16 protein-coding genes and 3 pseudogenes are annotated in these 20,796 nt (G+C 35.3%); 9 read left to right on the plus strand and 10 right to left on the minus strand.

Going from position 1 to position 20,796, the window contains the following annotated elements; genetic code table 11:
- Positions 1 to 6 precede the first annotated feature (6 nt).
- The 3 genes from ACJ5H0_RS20220 to ACJ5H0_RS20230 all read left to right on the plus strand — a co-directional run bounded on the left by ACJ5H0_RS20220 (position 7) and on the right by ACJ5H0_RS20230 (position 3,625).
- Positions 7 to 1,656: an ABC1 kinase family protein gene (locus ACJ5H0_RS20220; protein ID WP_411251815.1), complete on the plus strand. Its 1,650-nt coding sequence runs from the start codon at positions 7 to 9 to the stop codon at positions 1,654 to 1,656.
- 42 nt (positions 1,657 to 1,698) lie between these two features.
- On the plus strand, positions 1,699 to 2,208 hold the full coding sequence (locus ACJ5H0_RS20225) for a hypothetical protein (RefSeq protein WP_172277789.1): 510 nt from the start codon (positions 1,699 to 1,701) through the stop codon (positions 2,206 to 2,208).
- Between the two features lie 64 nt (positions 2,209 to 2,272).
- On the plus strand, positions 2,273 to 3,625 hold the full coding sequence (locus tag ACJ5H0_RS20230; RefSeq protein WP_345989477.1) for a DEAD/DEAH box helicase: 1,353 nt from the start codon (positions 2,273 to 2,275) through the stop codon (positions 3,623 to 3,625).
- Between the two features lie 76 nt (positions 3,626 to 3,701).
- Here the strand turns inward: ACJ5H0_RS20230 and ACJ5H0_RS20235 are convergent, their stop codons facing one another.
- From ACJ5H0_RS20235 to ACJ5H0_RS20250, 4 genes are all read right to left on the minus strand, one after another.
- Positions 3,702 to 4,289, minus strand: coding sequence for a GDSL-type esterase/lipase family protein (locus tag ACJ5H0_RS20235; protein WP_411251816.1), 588 nt, complete (start codon positions 4,287 to 4,289; stop codon positions 3,702 to 3,704).
- A gap of 141 nt (positions 4,290 to 4,430) precedes the next feature.
- Positions 4,431 to 4,892: a lipocalin-like domain-containing protein gene (locus ACJ5H0_RS20240; RefSeq protein WP_172277794.1), complete on the minus strand. Its 462-nt coding sequence runs from the start codon at positions 4,890 to 4,892 to the stop codon at positions 4,431 to 4,433.
- A gap of 205 nt (positions 4,893 to 5,097) precedes the next feature.
- Positions 5,098 to 6,261, minus strand: a complete 1,164-nt coding sequence (locus tag ACJ5H0_RS20245; protein ID WP_411251817.1) for an iron-containing alcohol dehydrogenase — start codon at positions 6,259 to 6,261, stop codon at positions 5,098 to 5,100.
- A 115-nt stretch (positions 6,262 to 6,376) separates the two neighbouring features.
- Entirely contained in the window at positions 6,377 to 6,703 is a 327-nt protein-coding gene (locus ACJ5H0_RS20250; RefSeq protein WP_411251818.1) for a winged helix-turn-helix transcriptional regulator, read from the minus strand.
- A 177-nt stretch (positions 6,704 to 6,880) separates the two neighbouring features.
- Here ACJ5H0_RS20250 and lpdA point away from each other — a divergent pair.
- A pseudogene (gene lpdA / locus ACJ5H0_RS20255) lies at positions 6,881 to 8,283 on the plus strand (dihydrolipoyl dehydrogenase).
- A gap of 250 nt (positions 8,284 to 8,533) precedes the next feature.
- Here lpdA and ACJ5H0_RS20260 read toward each other — a convergent pair.
- The 4 genes from ACJ5H0_RS20260 to ACJ5H0_RS20275 are packed head-to-tail and all read right to left on the minus strand — an operon-like array spanning position 8,534 to position 10,655.
- Positions 8,534 to 9,139 (minus strand): hypothetical protein, encoded by a 606-nt coding sequence (locus ACJ5H0_RS20260; protein ID WP_411251819.1) that lies wholly within the window; start codon positions 9,137 to 9,139, stop codon positions 8,534 to 8,536.
- 37 nt (positions 9,140 to 9,176) lie between these two features.
- Entirely contained in the window at positions 9,177 to 9,581 is a 405-nt protein-coding gene (locus tag ACJ5H0_RS20265; RefSeq protein WP_172277804.1) for a hypothetical protein, read from the minus strand.
- 54 nt (positions 9,582 to 9,635) lie between these two features.
- A complete protein-coding gene (locus ACJ5H0_RS20270) occupies positions 9,636 to 10,301 on the minus strand; it encodes a hypothetical protein (protein ID WP_411251820.1) in 666 nt (221 codons plus the stop codon).
- 36 nt (positions 10,302 to 10,337) lie between these two features.
- Positions 10,338 to 10,655 carry a hypothetical protein gene (locus tag ACJ5H0_RS20275; RefSeq protein WP_411251821.1) on the minus strand — a complete coding sequence of 106 codons (318 nt, stop codon included), beginning with the start codon at positions 10,653 to 10,655 and terminating at the stop codon, positions 10,338 to 10,340.
- 122 nt (positions 10,656 to 10,777) lie between these two features.
- Between ACJ5H0_RS20275 and ACJ5H0_RS20280 the strand changes: the two genes are divergently transcribed.
- Positions 10,778 to 13,312: a phosphoenolpyruvate carboxylase gene (locus tag ACJ5H0_RS20280; RefSeq protein ID WP_411251822.1), complete on the plus strand. Its 2,535-nt coding sequence runs from the start codon at positions 10,778 to 10,780 to the stop codon at positions 13,310 to 13,312.
- A gap of 68 nt (positions 13,313 to 13,380) precedes the next feature.
- On the opposite strand, the gene ACJ5H0_RS20285 is transcribed toward ACJ5H0_RS20280, so the two are convergent.
- Entirely contained in the window at positions 13,381 to 14,985 is a 1,605-nt protein-coding gene (locus tag ACJ5H0_RS20285) for a S8/S53 family peptidase (RefSeq protein ID WP_411251823.1), read from the minus strand.
- 86 nt (positions 14,986 to 15,071) lie between these two features.
- On the opposite strand from ACJ5H0_RS20285, the pseudogene ACJ5H0_RS20290 reads away from it, so the two are divergent.
- From ACJ5H0_RS20290 to ACJ5H0_RS20305, 4 genes and pseudogenes are all read left to right on the plus strand, one after another.
- Positions 15,072 to 16,195, plus strand: a pseudogene (locus ACJ5H0_RS20290) (DegT/DnrJ/EryC1/StrS family aminotransferase).
- A gap of 1 nt (position 16,196) precedes the next feature.
- Positions 16,197 to 16,658, plus strand: a complete 462-nt coding sequence (locus ACJ5H0_RS20295) for a hypothetical protein (RefSeq protein ID WP_411251824.1) — start codon at positions 16,197 to 16,199, stop codon at positions 16,656 to 16,658.
- Positions 16,659 to 16,678: 20 nt separating this feature from the next.
- Positions 16,679 to 17,704 carry a UDP-glucose 4-epimerase GalE gene (gene galE, locus ACJ5H0_RS20300; RefSeq protein ID WP_411251825.1) on the plus strand — a complete coding sequence of 342 codons (1,026 nt, stop codon included), beginning with the start codon at positions 16,679 to 16,681 and terminating at the stop codon, positions 17,702 to 17,704.
- Positions 17,705 to 17,781: 77 nt separating this feature from the next.
- Positions 17,782 to 18,228 (plus strand): adenylyltransferase/cytidyltransferase family protein, encoded by a 447-nt coding sequence (locus tag ACJ5H0_RS20305; protein WP_172277818.1) that lies wholly within the window; start codon positions 17,782 to 17,784, stop codon positions 18,226 to 18,228.
- A 34-nt stretch (positions 18,229 to 18,262) separates the two neighbouring features.
- Here ACJ5H0_RS20305 and ACJ5H0_RS20310 read toward each other — a convergent pair.
- Positions 18,263 to 20,765 (minus strand): annotated as a pseudogene (locus ACJ5H0_RS20310) (TonB-dependent receptor domain-containing protein).
- Positions 20,766 to 20,796: the final 31 nt, after the last annotated feature.

Here is a 20,796-nt window from a genome sequence, read left to right on the forward strand (position 1 = left end):
ACAATTATGTTTGATAAGCAACAGAGAAAACTGAAAAGATCTGCCAGGCTGATTTCCGTATTAAGCAAATATGGTTTTAAAGATATGCTGGCCCGAATGAATGGGAATAAGCAGGAAGAGGAGGATTCTGAACGTTCTGATGAAATTATTTCAAAAGGAACTGTTTACGAAAGGATCAGATTGGTTTTGGAAGAGTTGGGGCCAACATTCGTGAAACTGGGACAAACATTTAGCAACAGGGAAGATTTACTTCCCCCGGAACTGATTCAGGAATTACAGAAACTACAGGATAAGGTGGATACTGTAGAAATGAATGTAACTGAAATCCTGGAAAATGAATTCAATATTTCAGTGAAGGATCATTTTCTGGAAATTCAGTCCCAACCCTTAGCAACCGCATCCATTGCACAGGTATATAAGGCTACTTTAGCAGATGGGACCAGTGTAATCCTAAAGATAAAAAAAGCCGATGTACAAACCGTTATTGAGGATGATTTGCTTTTGATCAAAGACCTGGAAAGGCTTGTTTCTTCTTATTCTGAAATTGGAGAAAAACTGAACTTAAAACAGGCTATATCTACATTTGAAAAATCGTTGCTTGAGGAAGTTTCTCTGATCAATGAAAAAGATAACATTTTACAGTTTACACGAAACTTTAAAAATAATAAGGAGACCTACGTTCCAAAAGTTTATGAGGAATTTTCCAATAATAACATTCTCTGTATGGAATTTATTGATGGAATAAAGGTCACAGATAAAGCAGGACTTTTAGCTCATAATATTGATCCTGTAAAGGTTTCTGAAGCAGGATTAAGGTTGTTTGTATCTCAGATCCTCGACTATGGTTTCTTTCATGCAGATCCGCACGCCGGAAATATTCTGGTAAAGAAGGATGGGAAAGTCGTTTTTATTGACTTTGGAGCAGTAGGACAGATTCAGCCTAATGATAAAGAAATCCTTGAGGATCTTATTGTAAGTTTTGTAGCGAAAAACTCACACAAAATAGTGAGGTATCTGAAGAAGATGGCTGTCAGTTATGAAATTCCGGACGAAAGAAGATTTGAAAATGATGTAAATGATATTCTGAATTTTGTTCATAGTTCTTCTTTACAGGATATCAATGTTCAGACGGTAATCAATAAAATGAAAGACATTTTGAAAGATAACCGCCTTCATATGCCGGATTATTTTTATCTGTTGTTTAAAGGAATCAGCCTTATAGAGGGAGTAGGAAGGAATATTAATCCGGATCTGGACATTGTTAAAAGTCTTAATCCTTATACCAAAAAGATATTTGCCAAAAAAATAAGTCCGAAAAATATACTTAAAACCGGAATGGATAAAATGATGAATTTCACGGATAATGTAGACGAAATTCCCAGAGAACTCCGTTCTGTTTTACAAAAGCTGGATGAAAATAAGTTTAGCATTTCCAGTGAAATTAAAAATATCGACAAAACGAATCAGATCATCAAATCCAGTGCGGTTAATATGATTTTAGCGCTCATATTGGGAGCAAACATGATTGCAACGGCAATTGTTTTTGTGTCAGAGGCTCCTCCGAGGATCGGAGAAATGTCACTGATAGCGGTATTGGGGTTTATCTTTTCAGTGATATTGGTTTTGATTCTGTTACTGAGGATAACCAGAAAGTAATTTTTTTAGAAGAAATATTCATTTAAAATAAAAAATAACCATATGAAACTAATGATTTTAGCTGTTCTGACATTTGGAGGTTCTGTCCTGTCAGCTCAAAATAAAGAAGAAAAAGGAATTCTGGGTGATTACGATGGAAATGGAACAAAGGAGTATGCTTATTTTAAGATAAATGACTGTACTGAAGAATGTGATGGAGCGTGCGAAACGGTAATTTATTTTAGTGACAAAAAAATAAAGTCTTTTACCGTTTCAAAAGCAAATGGTGTTGAACTGTACAACCTCGGAGACCTTAATGGGGACGGAAAAGATGATATCGGGGCTTATACGCTTTGGTGTACAAGCTGCTGGGCTCCGTTTTATGTATATACCAACAGCAAAACCGATTGGAAGCCTTTAGTGAAACCTATTTCAACCCATTGCTCGCAATGGGAAGCCGATAAATTTCCGATCAAAAAAGATCCTCGAAAGAAAGGGCATGTAATTATTACGTCAAGCCAATGGAAAGATGATGATATCAAGATAGTGAGTCAAAGCGTTAAAGTAAATTAAAACCTATTCATCAACCATTCAACTATCATTTCACATTGTACATTTTAATACCTATCTTTGCAAAATGGAAAAACTCACTTTTGCAGATTTTGGCCTGCCGGTAAAAATTCTTGATGTTTTAGCAGATTTGGAACTGTTTGAACCTACTCCTATTCAGGAAAAGAGTATCAGCCCGATACTTTCGGGTAGGGATGTAATGGGAATTGCCCAAACCGGAACAGGAAAAACTTTAGCATATCTTTTACCGGTTCTTAAGACCTGGAAGTATAACAAAAGTGGAAATCCAACGGTATTGGTATTGGTTCCTACCAGGGAGTTGGTGGTACAGGTAACTGAAATTCTTGAAAAGTTGACCGCCAATATTACCGCAAGAGTTATCGGAATTTACGGAGGAAAAAATATCAATACACAGAAGCTTTTATTTGATAACGGATGTGATATTTTGGTAGGAACTCCGGGAAGGGTAATGGATCTGGCAATTGATAACGCAATTTCTCTTAAAGAAGTTCAGAAGCTGATTATTGATGAGTTTGATGAAATGCTTAATTTAGGTTTCAGACCACAACTGACTCATATTTTTGAAATGATGAAAGAGAAAAGACAGAATATTCTTTTCTCTGCTACAATGACGGAAGCTGTAGATGAAATGCTGGATGAATATTTTGCCCATCCTATAGAAATTTCATTGGCAAAGTCCGGAACTCCTCTGGAAAAGATAGAACAGACAGGATATAAAGTTGAAAATTTCAATACGAAGATCAATCTACTGGAGCATTTACTAAAAAGTGACGCTGAAATGTCTAAAGTTCTGATCTTTACCAATAATAAGAAGAACTCCGATTTGTTATTTACAAAGATTGAGGAACTTTTCCCCGGACAATTTGATGTTATCCACTCCAATAAATCTCAAAACTATAGATTGAAAGCGATGAAACGCTTTGAAAATGAAGAAATCAGAGGCCTGATCACTACAGACGTTATGGCAAGGGGGCTTGACATCTCAGATATTACCCATGTCATCAACTTTGAGACTCCTGAAGTTCCAGAACAGTATATCCATAGAATTGGTAGAACAGGTAGAGCGGATAAAAACGGTAAAGCTGTTACTTTTGTTACAAAAAAAGAAGAACCGTTGGTACTGGATATCGAGCTTTTGATGGATAAAGAGCTGAAATTTATAGATTTCCCTGAAGAAGTAAAAATCAACCCTAAGAAGATTGCATCAGAAGAAGACCAGATTATAATGAAGAATCCGGCACAGGTGAAGCTTTACGAAGGAGGTGGAGCTTTCCATGAGAAAAAAGATAAGAATAAAAAGGAAAACTGGGGTGGACCTTCTAAAAGAAAAGCACCAAAGAAATTTGGGGCTAACAGGGCACAGCAGAAAGCAATTTCGAAATCAAAAAGAAAGAAATAATAAACAAAAAGCTTCATCGGTTAAGATGAAGCTTTTTGCTTGCGGATGTGGAGAAGGTATCTTCTGTTAACAACTGCTATTTCATATAAGGTCTTATCACATCTGCCCAGATCTTATTTCCTTCCGGAGTTAAATGAAGCATATCTTCAAGGAAAATATCTCTTCTTACATTTCCATTCGCATCTTCCATTGCCTTAGTGATATCAATATATTCAGCATTTTTTTCCTTTTTCATAAAGGCGGCAATCTGTTTGTTGGTTTCTCTCATTTGTGGCCAGAGAATTTCCCGGCTTGGCGAAAATTTAATTGAAATGTAATCGACTTCTATGTTAGGAAACCTTTGACGAATCTTTTTATAGAAAGTTTTAAAACGCTTGACAACCACATCTGCTTTTAAATCGTGATTGTCTGCAAAATCATTATCCCCGCAATAAATGATGATTTGTTTTGGTTGATAAGGAGCGAGCAGATCATCAGCATAGGCATTCAGGTCTGTTAATCTTGAGCCACCAAATCCTCTGTTGATGATTACCTTACCAGGAAAATAACTCGCCACATCTGTCCATCTTGTAAAAGATGAGCTGCCGATTAAAAGAATAGCATCTTTGGGGGGTGGAGTTTCCTTATCTAATTTTTTGAAATTTTGAATGTCCTGCCAGAACATCGGTTTTTTTTTCCTGTGAAAAGAAAATGGCAAATGACAGCAATAAGAATGCTGATAAAATCTTCTTCATTTTTTTAATAATTTTTAGTTATTGAAAACCCGTCTCAAAAAAAAACTCCCGAACTTTTCGGGAGTGTGGTTTTATCTTTTATAAGTAATGTAGGCGATATCTACAACCTGGTCTCCATTAATATCTATATTGCCAAAAAGCTGTTGGAGCTTAAGTTCCGTACTATTTAAAATCGCAACTCTGTATTTTAGTTCCCCACTATTTCCATAGGTTATGGTAAGGTCTTTAGAGTCTGTATCATATTTAAAGGTTCCTTCACTTAATCCATTCTGCTGACAATCTGCACCAACTCCGGCGTAAGAAGTATATGAAGTAAAATAATCGGTTCTGAACACGGTAGTATTTTTGGTACTACATCCACTGGGAGTATCAGAGGCAAGTACAGTTTTATTGTCTTTTCCGGAGATAATTTCTGTTTTACTTGTCTTCCATTCTCCTTTCATCATATCCAGTTCATAAGCCTGCATGTTGTCATCTTCACACGAAGTAAGCGCTAGCGCTGAAAAGGCAAATAAAAGTAGTTGTTTTTTCATTTTCACAAATTTAAGAATATGCTAAAATATAAATAAATTTGAAATATAGATAATGAAATTAAGGTTTTTTAAACAAATGTTTACAAATAAAATAATTTTATATTAAAAGTTGGAAGTCAGAAACGATTAGAATTTATATATTTTAAAATGAAGGAATTGATCATTCAAATAACTTCCATTATCTGACTTCCAGCCTCAAATCTGTCTAGTAACTCATTTCTACGATCTTATAAGCATCCTGAGGAGTTAACTTTTTGTATTCTCCCAGACCTAGCCAGTTCCTGTCTGTAAAAGCTTTTTCCACTCTTTCAGCAGTTCCTTTAAATTCTTGGGTATATTCCGAGAGTTTAGTCTGGATATCTAAGCTGTGGAAAAATTCTTCCAGCTTCTTAATACCGGCTTCTGCTTTTTCCTCAATACTTCCTTCTTTAATTCCCCAAACTCTTTCAGCATATTGTGCCAGTTTTCCTTTTTTGGAATCAAAATTATACCGGTAATGAGAAGGGGCAATAATGGCTAAAGTTCTCGCGTGATCAATGCCATAATAAGCTGTTAATTCATGACCCATAGCATGAACAGCCCAGTCTGTGATTACTCCTTTCTGGATCAGACCATTCAGGGCCATTGTACAGCACCACATAAAGTTTCCGGCAGCATCATAATCAACATTGTCGGCCATTACTTTTGGAGCCGTTTCCTGAAGACTGATCAAAATACTTTCTGCAATTCTTTCCTGCAGGTCTGCAGAAGATGGAGCAGTCATATATTGTTCAAGAACGTGAGTGTATGCATCGGTAATTCCATTAACGATTTGTCTTTTAGGGATCGATCGTACAACCTCCGGATCTAAAACTGAAAATTGCGGGAAAAGACCGGGACCTCCTGTGGATAATTTTTCGTTAGTTTCTCTTCTTGAAATAACATATCCTGAGTTCATTTCGGAACCTGTTGCAGGAAGAGTCAGAATACTTCCGAAAGGCATCCCTTCTCCTTCAAAGGTTCTTACCGGTTTGGTGAGGATTTCCCAAGGCTCATTATGGTAGTTGGCTGCCGCGGAAAGAAATTTCGTTCCGTCAATAACCGAACCGCCACCTACTGCCAGGAGAAAAGTAATTCCTTTCTCTTTGATCATCTGCAGTGCATTGATAAGTACCTCGTATTCCGGATTAGCTGGAACACCCCCGAATTCATGCACTTCATAATCTTTTAAAGCTTCTTTTACCTGATCATAAACGCCGTTACTTTTAATGCTTCCACCTCCGTAAATCATTAATATTTTGGCATCAGCAGGAATTTCTTTTGAAATTTTAGCGATTTCACCTTTTCCAAAAAGTATTTTGGTTGGATTTTTAAATTCGAAATTGAGCATTAGTGTAAATTTATTTTACCCAAATTTACGGAATGCAAAGTGAAAACTGAGTTAATGGAGTTTTAAAATTATTATGATTCTGTTTTATGAAAACTATTAGTGTATGGGAATTGTATCATTTTCCCTTCAGGTACGCTTTGGCAGTTTCTATAAACTTTTCTTTATCTTTTCTTATTCTTTTCAGCATTTCTACTTTATCAGGAGGTGTTGATAAATATTTATCACCCCAAAGATTGATCTCTACGATGATAGGGACGAGGTCAATTCCTTTCTCAGTGAGAGAATAAAGGACTTTTAATTTATTTTCAGGATGATCTTTTTTATCAATAATACCGTTTTCCAGTAAATGTTGTAACCTCGAGGCTAATATATTGGTGGCTATTTTTTCCTCTGCTTTTAAAAAAAACTCCGTAAGTACATTCTTTATGAAGCATAAGGTCACGGATGATAAGCAGGGACCATTTATCTCCCCATATTTCAAGGGAAGAGCTGATAGGGCAGTCGGATCTTTTTTTTACTCATAATTTTAATTGAAAAAAACACTTGCAAAATGAAAGTTTTTATTTAATTTTACTTTTATTTTGCAAGCAAATTTAATTATAAATAAATTAATAAATCAATGGAAAATTATGACGTTGCTGTAATAGGCTCTGGCCCTGGTGGATATGTAGCTGCAATCAGAAGTGCACAACTGGGTTATAAAACTGTAATCATAGAAAAATATGCAACATTGGGAGGTACATGTACAAACGTTGGCTGTATTCCTACAAAAGCATTACTGGATAGTACCCATCACTACGCAGAAGCACAGCACGGGTTTGGGAGTCATGGAATTATGCTCAATGAAATTAATCTTGATTTTAGCCAGATGTATAAAAGGAAATCGGAGGTCGTAACTAAAAATACTTCCGGGCTTGAATTTTTAATGAATAAAAATAAAATCACCCATATTCAGGGGATGGCCCGATTTATTAATGATTCCACTATACAGATCAGCGGAAAGGAAGGTGAACAAACTGTTGTGGCTAAACATTATATCATTGCAACAGGTTCCAAGCCTTCAACTATTTCCGGGATTGAAATTGATAAGAAAAGAATAATCACTTCTACCGAAGCTCTTTCTCTTCAGGAAAAGCCTAAAACGATGATAATCATCGGTGGTGGGGTAATCGGTGTTGAAATGGCCTCTATTTTTAGCAGAATAGGGACTAAAGTTACCATTCTTGAATACGCAGATCATCTTATTTCCACAATGGATCACGGGCTGGGCAGGAGCCTTCAAAAGATTCTTAAAAAAGAAGGAATTGAAATACATCTTAACCAGTCTGTTTATAAAGCGGAAAATCTTGGAGCTTCGGCAAAAGTTTTTTTTTCGTGATCAAGGCGGAAAAGAAAATGAGCTGGAAGGAGATTATGTATTGATGGCGGTGGGAAGAAGACCTTACACAGATGGGTTAGGACTTGAAAATACAAGGGTGCAGGTTAATAACCGTGGTTTTATTGAAGTAGATGAAAAATGCCGCACAGCAGTTTCTACTATTTATGCAATAGGTGATGTTATCGGTGGTGCAATGTTGGCTCACAAAGCGGAGGAAGAAGGGGTTCTTGTTGCAGAAACAATCAATGGCCAGAATCGCCATATCCATTATGACCGTATTCCTTCAGTGGTGTATACCTGGCCGGAAGTGGCATCTGTTGGATTTACAGAAGAATACCTTAAAAAAAAATCAGATCGAATACAGGTCAGGATCGTTTCCTTTCTCGGCCAGTGCCAGGGCCAGAGCATCAATGGATACGGAAGGTTTTGCAAAAGTACTGGTAGATCCTAAATATGGTGAGATCTTAGGAGTTCACATTATTGGAGCAAGGGCTGCGGATTTAATTGCCCAGGGGGTTATAGCCCAGGAATATGAAGTGACAGCAGAGGACATGTTCCGTATTTCCTATGCACATCCTACCTATTCTGAAACTTTAAAAGAGGCTTACCTGATTGCTTCAGGACAAGGAGCAATTAATATATAAAGTAATCATGCTAAAATTTTAACCATTAAGATCTGTGAAGGGCATAAGAATAATTAAGATTCATCTTAGATGAAAAAAAGCATCTTGCAAAAAAATAGCTTTAGCTATTCCCTTAACTATCCTCATCAACTTAAAAAATCTTAATGGTTTAAAATAGCAGTTTATAAATTTTATCGCAGATAAAATCCTCGCGCCTTAAAGCTGTATCTTGTTAAATTAGTTTGCGCCTTGGCGTTTTTTTTAAATTCAGTTACAAAGAAGTACAGTTTTCATCCTTCGTGTATACTCCATTGCTTTTTGCCTCCAGTTTTCCGGTTTTTCTATTGATATTAACCCAAAAAGATTCTTTCACAGCCGGACAACCCTTTGATTGCATAAGGTACATTGAAATATGGCGGTCTTCAATTTTATATGATCCGGTAAATCGGTTACTTGTATCCACAGAATACCCATACGTTTTTGCCAGTAAAATAGCCTCCGGAAGATTGTCTACTGTTCCGAGAAAATCTCTCAGTTGCTGTTCATTGGAAAAATAAACAGACCTTTCGTTTTTGCACGCAAGAATATATGAAAAGCAGTTGTTCCCAATACATTTCTGGAAAAAACCTTTTTCAGGAACAGGTTCATTGATGGTCATAAAGTCAGGAGCCTGGCTTTCATAGAGTACTGATTTTTCATAGTCCATATCATTGCTCAGAACGCGCCAGTAAGCATAGTCTTTATCAGGAACAATGAACGGGTAAAGGTATTCTACCGTATCGAGAATATCAGGAATTTTTTTATAATCATCAGGAACCTTGATCTGGCTGTAAAGCAGATTGGAGAGAATCAGGGAAAATGCGATGATTACTTTCATAGAGAATGTGTTTCCGGTGCAAATTTAAGAAAGAGAATTATTCCAATACAATTTTATAATATCCTTTTTCAGCAGTTACATCAATATCTATACCTGTAAACGTTAATTTATTGATTTGATAGCCATCACACCCTCCATTAAATTCTGATGACTGTATTGAAAAATCTAAGTCTTTAATATTAGAAAAGAATTTATACTTTTTTGTTCCATTATAAGCACCTACATTTTCTACAATGATCATATTGTCAGATGTTTTGGATAGTTGTACGCTATTGTTATCTTCGTCCTGAACTGAATAAGTTGTCAATGTTCCATTGGCAATAAGATTTTCATCATTAGAATCCACAAACTTAAAAAGGATCGGCAGAGGAGCATTATAACAATCTTTTTCACATGAGATGAAGAGAAGGGCTACGAGTAAAAAAGTAAATATTTTTTTCATGGATGATGGATAGTGTGAAGAGTAAATTTAGGTATTAATATTTGGTAATCAAAACTATACTATATTCGAATTATTAAAACGACCTCTGAATATTTTCAAAACTTGTGCAAGCTGACCATCTGTAACATCAAAATCATCAATGTTGATTTCTATTTTTTCATTGTTGTGGAAAAAGTATAAATAATTTATTTCAGGCTTATAATCATGTTTAGATTCACGGCTCACCAAACGCTTTACAATAATCTTTTCAAGTTGAATTTCACTCCACAAATACCTAGTATTATTTTTTACCTGAATCCCTTTTCCATTAATAGAAATGATAATTTGTGATATTTTTTTGATCTCTGAAATTATTTTGAACATAAAATAGCCGGTAAATCCAAGAAGTATACATAATATAAATATTGCAGCTCCGTTAAATTTGAATTTAAAACCTAAAAGAAAAAACAAACCTAGAATCACAAATATACCGTAAGTGGCAATAGCAATAATTCTACCCGAACGCGAATATTTGATTATAATTTCATCAGGAACTGAATTTTCATCATATTCAATTTTATCACTTTTATGAAAAGAATATTCTTTATAAATGAAAACGCCATTGATGAATGAAGCAATGAAAAAAATAATAGAAAGAGGAATAAAATATTGTAGTAAATAAATACCTATGAATAAAGCTAAACTTCCTAAAATTGCATAAAAAATAATTCCGAATTTCATTTCTGGTTAAATTTTTTGCGAATATACATTTTAAACTCAATTTACACGAGATTCATAAAAAACATTTCCGTTCCAAGGATATTCAGAACCGCGCCAAATAGTAGCTTTTAAAACAATTATAATAGTTTGAATTAAAAAAATCAAAGTGAGAATAGCATGAAATGAATTGCTTTTTTTTCTAAAAATTAAAGTAAAAATTAAATGGATAATTGTTGTTAAGTATAAAATAGCATATCCTACTAGATCTCCCAATCCCCAACCAAAAGAAATGTGTTTGTAAAATGTTCCTAATAAAGAAATAATAATTAAAAAAATAAGAATAATTAAGTTGAATCTTTTCCAAAGATAGTTCATGGTTAATTTATGTGTTTATTCTGGAAAAGTATTTATAAAATTAATATTATTTTTTTGCATTTTGGTCTTAATTTTTGTCATTTGTCAATTAAATTAATTTCAAAATCGCTTACATTTGTTATATGATACATGACCAACGCGCAGAGAAATTCAGGCAGATTGTAGAAAATAAATTCCAGATCTACAATTCATTATTTATGAGTTTGCCTTATGATAAAATGACCAATATCGGGATGTTACTCCCATTTTTATACGAAGAAAGCAAAAACGGTTACGAGGCCGGAAAGACCCCTGAAGAAATCGTAGAGGAGTTTTTTAAAAGCCATACCGACCTGCATACTGAGGAACAGAAACTGGAATTGCTTTTTAAAATCATACAATATATCGAAAGGCAGGTAGTTTTATTTGACAGTATTGAAGATGCTGCCTTTCCGAATCTACATTCGGAGAGCGATAATGGAACGGTAACCAATCTTTTTGAGCGCTCCCAGCAGGATCATAAACTTGAAAAAGTTCGTGAAAAGTTGAGGGATTTTACAGTAAAGGTTGTGTTCACCGCTCACCCTACACAATTTTATCCAAGTTCTGTACAGAGGATCATTCAGGATTTAAGGTCAGCGATTACCACTGATTCTGTTACCAATATTGATATGCTTCTTCAGCAGCTGGGAAAAACTCCTTTTGTTAATAAAGAAAAACCGACTCCTATTGATGAGGCATTGAGTATCATTTCCTATTTACGCTATGTGTATTACGATACCATCGGTGAATTGTTTACCAAGATCAGAAAAACATTCGGAAACGGACATTTTCATTTGCATGAAGATATCATACAGCTTGGTTTTTGGCCGGGAGGAGACCGGGATGGTAACCCTTTTGTAACGGCTGATGTTACCAAAAGAGTCGCTGAAGAACTTCGTTCTGCAATTTTAAAATCTTATTACAGCCATTTAAAATTTATCAGAAGACGTTTAAGTTTCAGAGGCGTGTCGGAAGTTTTACAACAGCTTAATGATGAATTGTATGCGGCTATTTTTAATAACCACAAAATTACCACTGAAGATATTCTGAAAAGGGCAGATGAAGCAGAACATATTCTTATACGGGAACATAACTCATTATTTTTAGATCTTCTCGTGAATTTCAAAGACCGGGTTAAAATTTTCGGGACCCATTTCGCCACATTAGATATTCGTCAGGACAGCAGGATTCATCAGCAGGTTATAGATGAAGTTTTTGCAAAATTATATGGAGATCAGGAAGCCGATCATAATGAAAAATTCAACCGATTAATTCAGGATTCTAAAACAGTTAAGGCTGATGATTTTGAAGGCATTGTAAAGGATACTTTGCTTACGGTTTCAGAAGTTGCTGAAATTCAGCAATTGAATGGTATGAGGGGAATGAACCGTTATATTATATCCAACTCCGATGCTGTGAAAGATGTGATGAATGTATATGCATTTTTCAAAATTTGCGGTTATCAGGAAGAAAATATCAATATGGACATTGTTCCTTTGTTTGAAACCATGGAAGGGCTTGATAATGCTGAAAAGGTAATGAAAGAACTTTACGAAAATCCGGTTTATAAAAAACATCTTGAAAAAAGAGGTAATCAGCAGACCATTATGCTGGGCTTTTCCGATGGAACAAAGGACGGTGGGTATTTAAAGGCCAACTGGGAGATTTACAAGGCTAAAGAAGTTCTTACTAAACTTTCCGAACAAAGAGGGATCAAAGTAGTATTTTTTGATGGAAGGGGAGGACCTCCGGCCAGAGGAGGGGGGAAGACCCATGATTTTTATGCTTCTCAGGGAAATACCATTGCCAATAATAAAATTGAGCTAACCATTCAGGGACAGACTATAACCAGTATTTTTGGAAATAAAGAGCAGGCAAAATACAATTTTGAGCAACTATTAACGGCGGGAGTGGAAAACGATGTATTTAAAAACTCTAAAAAAGACCTTACTGAAAAAGAAAGAAAGCTGATCAATGAGCTGGCAGAGATGAGTTATAAAAAGTATTCTGATCTGAAAGCACATCCGATGTTCGTTCCGTACTTGCAGGAAATGAGTACATTGGAATACTATGGTAAAACGAATATTGGAAGCCGTCCATCAAAACGAGGAAACGGGAACGAATTGAAATTCGAAGACCTAAGGGCTATTCCATTTGTGGGTTCGTGGTCCCAGCTGAAGCAGAATGTGCCGGGATTTTTTGGTTTTGGTTTTGCCATGGAGGAAATGAAAAAGCAGGGAAGGTTTGAAGAAGTAAGAGAATTATACAAAGGTTCGGACTTCTTTAAAACTTTAGTTTTAAACTCTATGATGAGTATGAATAAATCTTATTTCCCGCTTACTTACTATATTAAAAACAATCCGAAATTCGGAGCATTCTGGAATGTGCTCTTTGAAGAATATAATCTTTCAAAAGATATTATGCTTGAACTTACCGGATTTACCATGCTGCAGGAAGAAGATCCCTTGTCAAGAAAATCTGTAAAGATCCGTGAAAAGATTGTATTGCCTTTGTTAAGCATCCAGCAATATGCTTTAATGAAGATCCAGAAAGGAGAAGGGAACAAAGAAGCTTATGAAAAGCTGGTAACAAGATCATTGTTTGGAAATATTAATGCGAGTAGGAACTCAGCTTAGCAAAGGATCTCAAAACTATAATAATTAATCTCGTTATAACAAAGCCACTCAATTTGAGTGGCCTTTGTTTATTCTTTTATAAATTTCTCATAATAAGATTTATCTTTTGTCTGAATCTTAAGGTAATAAGTATCTTTCGGAAAATGTTCAACTTTAATAGATTTTTGCTGGTTACTCCGGATGATGAGCCTACCCAGGTTATCATAAACCTCCAATGAAATAACATCTGCTTCTGATGCGACATTTAGAATGCTTTTTACAGGATTTGGAAATATAGCAACTTTTTGCTTTTTTACTACTTCGGAAGTGTTTAAAGTTCCATTATAGAAGTTTCCGAAATTAAGAATCCCATAACCCATCTGATCTGTGTAGGAAGGATATAATGAGGCCGTTTGTCGTAATTTGTTTTTCATCAGATCTCGGTTCATATTGGAAAAAGCCTGAATTAAGCAAGCTACTCCACCTGCAGCAATTGGTGTTGCAATTGAGGTTCCGGTAGCAGAAGTTATTGAATTATTGAAAACAGTAGCAGATGCAGTACCTCTTGTACTACCGTCTGGCTTTATTACACCCAACGCATTAGGCCCGAAAGATGAAAATCCGGATGAGATTCCGGAAGAATCTACTGAGCCTATCGTAAACACCTGGGGATTATCTGCAGGAGTGCTGATGTAATGCCAGGGAAGCTGTCCCGAGTTTCCTGCTGCAATGAATACAAAAATACCTTTGGTTGTTGCAATCCCGGCGGCTCTGGCTATAAAAGATGTGCTTCCATTCATATCAGAATACTGATAATTATATCGTGTATCATCAAATGTGGTATATCCCAGAGATGTAGTAATAAGGTCGACCCCTTTTCTATCAGCTTCCTCTGCTGCTTCAATCCAGTATAATTCTTCTTCAGGAATTTCTACAAGGGAATTTTCGCTGCGGTAAAGATAGAAATCAGCATCAGGTGCCGAACCAACGAATATATCCTGAATATAACCTCCAATTGCACCTAAAACAACAGAGCCATGAACATTGAGTGAGGGGTTATAAATATCATTCGTTTTAGTGACAAAATCAAATCCTCCTTTAATTTTATTATTGGTCCATAATCTGGCAAAAGCAGAGCCTGTGTTTACTGTCGGAAAGCCGGTGTCTATAACTGCGATGGTTACACCATTTCCCGTAAAGCCTGCAAGATGAAGAGGTCTTAGATTGATCTGATCAATTTGTTCTGAGCCTGAACCATAATCAAATGTGGTCAGGTTTTTATTTGTATTGTCAAAATTTTCCCATTTATTAGGGTTGGTCTGTTTGGTCCCTGCAGAAGCATTTCTTGCAAAACTTTCTACCGACTGGACATAGGGTTGTGACTGAAGTGTTGCAATCTGGGCTAAAGAGGCATTTACGGCTACTCCGTTAAGCCATTTTGAGTAATCGGTAACTGTAAAACCAAGGTTTTGGATATTCTGAATATAAGATTGCTCAATAGGAGCATCCTGATCATTCAGGGGAATTCCCAAAGCCGCTCGTCTGTTCAATGATTTCTGGCTAAGCTCAGAAAGGGGATTAGCATAAAATGCTGACTTATTAGGTTTATCAGTGAAATACACGAATACCAGTGCTGTTTGTGCAAAAGCTAGAGAGTAACCGGTTAAGAAACAAAAGAGTAGAGTTTTCTTCATGGTGTTATTTTGTATAAAGGTAAAACAAAATCAATAAAATTTTTGAATGGATTGTAAATTCCTTATTTTTACGGAAATATTTATTTATGAAAAAAATTCAGATGGTTGACTTGCAAAGTCAGTATTACAAGATAAAGAATGATGTAGATAATGCAGTATTAAATGTAATGGATTCAGCGGCTTTTATAAACGGCCCAGAAGTGAAGTCTTTCCAGAATGAATTGGAATCTTATTTAGACGTAAAGCATGTTATTCCTTGTGCAAACGGGACTGATGCTTTACAGATTGCTTTGATGGCTTTAGACCTTAAAGAAGGAGATGAGGTGATCACTGCTGATTTTACTTTTGCAGCTACTGTAGAAGTTATTCATTTATTGAAACTTAAATCTGTTTTGGTAGATGTAGATTACGATACATTCACAATTTCTACGGAACAGATTAAAAAGCAATTACTCCGAGAACGAAAGCGATTATTCCCGTACACATTTTCGGACAATGTGCTAATATGGAAGAAATTCTGAAAATTGCTGAAGAGAATAACTTATTCGTTATTGAAGACAATGCGCAAGCAATTGGTTCAGACTATACGTTTTCCGATGGGACTGTAAAACAGGCAGGTACGATGTCTACGGTAGGTACCACTTCATTCTTTCCATCTAAAAATTTAGGTTGCTATGGAGACGGAGGTGCTATCTTTACCAATAATGATGAACTGGCACACCGTTTAAGAGGAATTGTTAATCATGGAATGTATGAAAGGTACTATCATGATGAAGTAGGAGTGAACTCTCGCTTAGACAGTATTCAGGCTGCTATTTTAAGGAAAAAACTTCCTAATCTTGATTCCTATAATGAAGCGAGAAGAAAAGCTGCTGATTATTACGATGAGGCTTTTGCGGGAAACCCAAACATATTAACGCCAAAAAGAGCCGAAAACACAACCCACGTATTTCATCAGTATACTTTAAGAATAGTAAACGGAAAACGTAATGAGTTACAAAAATTCCTTGCAGAAAAAGAAATTCCTGCGATGATCTATTATCCGGTAGCATTAAGAAAGCAAAAAGCTTATTTCCAGGAAAGTAATGATGCAGATTTTGTAAATACGGATAAATTATTGGATCAGGTGATTTCTCTTCCGATGCATACAGAATTGGATGAAGAACAGTTGAAGTATATTACGGATGCTGTGCTTGAATTTATGGGATAGAATGAAAAAAAGATTATTTAAATATAAGTGGTTAAATGCTCTTGTAATTGTATTCAATTTTTGTATACTTTTTATATTTGGTTTTGCCACTTTTGATGTTTATAATCTTTTTAAAAGTGAGTCTGATAGAATTTCCAGTGTAAAATATTTTGCGCTGTTGATCTTAGCATTTGGCTTTTTATTTAGCTTTATAAGCTTAATCCTGGTTTTGTTAAAATTATCGAAAAGTTTATTTTTTTTAAACTTATTTTACGGACTTCTTATTGTAATGTTTTTAGGGGTTTTGACTACTGTGTTTATACAAGAATTTGGTAAGATGGAAGAAGATATTCCTTTATTTGAATATGTAATGTTGTTTGGATTTATTTGTGTTACAACATGGCTGATCATACTAATTAACAAGTACAGATATAAAGAGGTAAAATGTGATAACATTGAATTTATAGGACAAAAAGAAGAATAAAAATCAAAATATAAACATAAATGGCAATACTCGTAACCGGAGGTCTTGGATATATAGGTTCCCATACCGTAGTGGAATTACTTAATAATAACTTTGATGTTGTTATTGTAGATGATTTGTCTAACTCTGAAAGATTTATTTTAAATAATATAGAAGAGATTACCGGAAAGAAACCTGTTTTTTATCCCTTTGATCTAAAAAGAAAGGAGCTTTTAAGTCAGGTTTTTGATGCTCATCAAATTGACGGATGTATCAACTTTGCTGCTTCTAAGGCAGTTGGCGAAAGTCAGGTTATACCTGTTGATTATTATGAGAATAATTTATTTTCTCTGATCAATATTCTTCAGGAATTTAAAAAGAGAGATCTCTCTAATTTTATTTTCAGTTCTTCGTGTACGGTTTACGGGCAGGCGGATGTAATGCCCATTGATGAAAATACCCCATTAAAAATGCCGGAGAGTGTTTATGGTAAAACTAAACAAATGGGTGAAGAGATCCTTAAAGATTTTGCCAATGCATATAAAAGAAAGATTTCCTTATTAAGATATTTCAATCCTATTGGAGCACATCCTTCGGGTAAATTAGGCGAATTGCCTATTGGAGTTCCAAATAATCTTATTCCTTATGTGATGCAGACGGCAGCAGGAATTCGTGAAAAATTAAATATTTGGGGGAATGATTACGACACGGAGGACGGAACACCAATCCGCGATTACATTTATGTTGTTGATCTTGCAAAGGCTCATGTTGCAGCATTAAAAAAATTAATGTCAGATTCTAGTAACAATACCGTTATTGATATTTATAATTTAGGAACCGGAAAAGGATTCTCAGTTTTAGAAGTGGTGAATGCTTTTGAAATGGCAAATGATGTGAAGGTTGCTTATCAGATCTGTGATAGAAGAGAGGGAGATATTACGGTTACATATGCCAATGCTGACAAAGCTGAACATGAACTTGGATGGAAGGCTGAAACCAGTTTGCAGGAAGCATTAAAAACGGTTTGGGAATGGCAAAAATATCTGAAGTCAAGAAATTTAAATTAAATGATTAACAAAATATTTCTCTATGAAAGGAATTAAATAAAAGATTTCTATCTTAGTGAAGTTTTAAATAGACTAATATGAAAACAGAAAAAATAGGGATTACATTCTCTTCATTTGACTTACTTCATGCGGGACATATAAAAATGTTAGAAGAAGCAAAAACCGTTTGCGATTATCTGATTGTAGGTTTACAGATTGACCCCTCCCATGATCGCCCTAATAAAAATAAGCCTACTCAGACCATTGTAGAAAGATATATTCAGCTTAAGGCAGTGAGTGCTGTAGATGAAATCATTCCTTACTATACAGAAGAAGATCTGGAAGACATTTTGAAATCTTTTGTAATAGACGTAAGAATTATTGGAGACGATTATATGGACCGTGATTTTACAGGAAAAAAATACTGCGAGCAAAAAGGAATAGAAATTTATTATAATAAAAGGGACCACCGGTTTTCCTCCAGCGATTTAAGAAAAAGAATTTTCGAAGCGGAGAAAAGTAAAGTACCCGTAAATGCAAAATAAAAAATCCCGATTAATAATCGGGATTTTTTTTGTATTACATTGGTGCCTGCTGGTCATCTCCGGCAGCATTAGCGTTAATGTCTTTTTTCTTTTTAGGTTGGTCTACTTTTTCCCCTTGTTTGAATCTGTAAGTTAAAGATAGAGCAAACTGTCTTGGTTGCCATTGCATGTAAGAATCTCTGGTGAAATCAGTACCATAAGTTGTGGATCTCATTGCTCTGGTATTGAAAATATCCTGAATATTGAAACCTATCGTACCATTGCCATCCCATATCGTTTTGGAAACTCCTAAACTTACTGCATACATATCTTTTCTGTCCTGGCTCTGGGTCTTTTGTGCTCCTCTATAGAAACCTTGTAGCTGGAAATTAAAAGTTTTATCAACTTTAAAGGTAGATGTTAATCTGGCTCTTGTAGAAAAGCCACTTCCATCAAATGACATTGGTTTATCCATGGTTTTAGGATCGTAATAACTACCGGTAGTCTTATAGCCAAACAGGTCAACATTTCCCATAAATTTTAACCATTTGGTTGCGTCCCAATTAAAATTTAGATCTAGACCATAGCGATCGTCATTTCCTAAGTTGATTGGCTTTGTATGAAATGTTGTAATATCGTTATCATCAACTGTTTTGTACACCAGCATTTTAACATCATCACTTGAGTGTCTGTAGTAAAGCGTAGGGTTGATGGTAAAGCTTTTTTTTAGAAATGCTGTATCCTACTTCGTAAGAATCGACATAAGATGGATTCAGATCAATATTCCCGTCAAAAATGTTTTGATTGTCATTATAACTTGGATTTGGGATCATAAAGAATGAACGTGGACGATCAATCCTTCTTGAATAATTTACTAAAAACTGATTGTCTTTTGCTATTTCATAGCTTAGAAATACACTAGGGAAAAGGTTATTATAGTTTTTGGTTGTTTTTTGAGCTCCTCCGGCAAGATTTAAATAATCAATATCTACTTTGGAAATTTCATCCCTTAAACCCAGTTGATACCCGAGCTTTCCGATTTTGCTTTTAAACTGAAGATAAAATGCATTAAACATTTCTTTGTAAGTCGCGTTATATGAGTAATCTTCAAGATAAGATAGCAAGGGATGGGATGCTGTGCTTTCCATGACCATGTTATTATAGTCATTTTTATTGATATCTAATCTATAACCGGCTTCAATCTTAGAATTTTCACCAATAGGAAGTTCATAATCAGCTTTTCCTATAAATGATCGGTTAAGTGTTTTCTGTGCTACAAAATCTTCAAGCTGGAAAACGTTATTGTTGGTATCATATATATTGGTATCATTATTAGATCGGTTCCTTTGCAAACTTGCTGAGAGGGATAAATTCTGGCCTTTATCATCAAATTTGTGATCAAGTCCGAAATCTCCCTGAAATGCTAAGTTATTGCCATTTCCTGTATTCGATCTTTGTCTGAAACCTGTTGTATTATTGGTGAAGTAATCATAATAGGTTACGTACCCGTTGCTGTTGTTGTCAAAAGTTCTTACAGTACCGGATGCGTTTACGGAGGTTTTGTCATTGATATCATAAACTACCCCCGCAGAAGCGTTATAATTATCATTTTTACTCTTTGTAATGGACTCGTTGTCAATCTGGCTTGTTGTACCACTTGAAAATAATGAATTGTTTCTGCTTGTATTTTTAGACTCGCGGTATCCACCACCTCCATTTAAAAACCAATTGAACTTTCCTTTTCTCCAACTTAAGTTGGTATTGAGAGAAGTTTGTGGAAGATATCCTAAAGTTCCAACAACACTACCGTTAAAACCTGTTTTCTTATTTTTCTTTAAAATAATATTTAAAATACCTGCAGTACCGCTGGCTTCAAATTTCGAAGAAGGGTTTGTAATAACCTCGATTCGATCGATCTGATCTGCAGGAATACTTTGCAAAGCATTGGCGCCATCATCAATACCAAGTAATGCAGAAGGTTTTCCATTAATTAAAAACTTCACATTAGAACTTCCTCTCATAGAAACTGTACCGTCCGTTTCAACAGAAACAGAAGGAACATTGGATAATACATCCTGAAGATTTCCTCCCTTACTTACAATATCCTGAGAGGGGTCATATGTTCTTTTGTCAAGTTCCACTTTATATGGCTTCGCTTGTACCGTAATCGTTACACCCTGTATATCTCCCGTTTTAAGGTTGGTCGCACTTTTTTCAGGCTCAATGGATAAGGCGCCGATATTTCCCGCAGCTGCAATTTGTTTATTAACTACACTTTTTTTGTAATCAATTGCTTCAACGGTGATGTCGTAATTCCCGGGAGCAAGATCAAGTTTATACTGTCCTTTTTCATCAGTAAGAGCAGCATCACTAAGTAATTTATTTTCTTTATTGCTGAAGGTGACTGAGGCATAAGGAACAGGCTGATTGTTTTTACTAACAATTGTCCCTGATATAGCTGCTTTTTCCTGTCCGAAAGCAAATGCCGCCGCCGAAAGAACAAAAGTAAGCCCTAAGGTTTTTTTTGTAAAAAGGTTAATAATTTCCGTCTGATTCATAAGGTATTGTTTGTGTAAAATCGTGAAGGGA

Origin of the sequence: Chryseobacterium proteolyticum, from assembly GCF_046591535.1 — a bacterium.
GTDB lineage: Bacteria > Bacteroidota > Bacteroidia > Flavobacteriales > Weeksellaceae > Chryseobacterium > Chryseobacterium proteolyticum.

Bases quoted from the DNA above. Each gene is read 5' to 3' on its own strand.
- ACJ5H0_RS20220 (WP_411251815.1), top strand. From the start codon at position 7: ATGTTTGATAAGCAACAGAGAAAACTGAAAAGATCTGCCAGGCTGATT.
- ACJ5H0_RS20225 (WP_172277789.1), top strand. From the start codon at position 1,699: ATGAAACTAATGATTTTAGCTGTTCTGACATTTGGAGGTTCTGTCCTG.
- ACJ5H0_RS20230 (WP_345989477.1), top strand. From the start codon at position 2,273: ATGGAAAAACTCACTTTTGCAGATTTTGGCCTGCCGGTAAAAATTCTT.
- ACJ5H0_RS20235 (WP_411251816.1), bottom strand. From the start codon at position 4,289: ATGTTCTGGCAGGACATTCAAAATTTCAAAAAATTAGATAAGGAAACT.
- ACJ5H0_RS20240 (WP_172277794.1), bottom strand. From the start codon at position 4,892: ATGAAAAAACAACTACTTTTATTTGCCTTTTCAGCGCTAGCGCTTACT.
- ACJ5H0_RS20245 (WP_411251817.1), bottom strand. From the start codon at position 6,261: ATGCTCAATTTCGAATTTAAAAATCCAACCAAAATACTTTTTGGAAAA.
- ACJ5H0_RS20260 (WP_411251819.1), bottom strand. From the start codon at position 9,139: ATGAAAGTAATCATCGCATTTTCCCTGATTCTCTCCAATCTGCTTTAC.
- ACJ5H0_RS20265 (WP_172277804.1), bottom strand. From the start codon at position 9,581: ATGAAAAAAATATTTACTTTTTTACTCGTAGCCCTTCTCTTCATCTCA.
- ACJ5H0_RS20270 (WP_411251820.1), bottom strand. From the start codon at position 10,301: ATGAAATTCGGAATTATTTTTTATGCAATTTTAGGAAGTTTAGCTTTA.
- ACJ5H0_RS20275 (WP_411251821.1), bottom strand. From the start codon at position 10,655: ATGAACTATCTTTGGAAAAGATTCAACTTAATTATTCTTATTTTTTTA.
- ACJ5H0_RS20280 (WP_411251822.1), top strand. From the start codon at position 10,778: ATGATACATGACCAACGCGCAGAGAAATTCAGGCAGATTGTAGAAAAT.
- ACJ5H0_RS20285 (WP_411251823.1), bottom strand. From the start codon at position 14,985: ATGAAGAAAACTCTACTCTTTTGTTTCTTAACCGGTTACTCTCTAGCT.
- ACJ5H0_RS20295 (WP_411251824.1), top strand. From the start codon at position 16,197: ATGAAAAAAAGATTATTTAAATATAAGTGGTTAAATGCTCTTGTAATT.
- galE (WP_411251825.1), top strand. From the start codon at position 16,679: ATGGCAATACTCGTAACCGGAGGTCTTGGATATATAGGTTCCCATACC.
- ACJ5H0_RS20305 (WP_172277818.1), top strand. From the start codon at position 17,782: ATGAAAACAGAAAAAATAGGGATTACATTCTCTTCATTTGACTTACTT.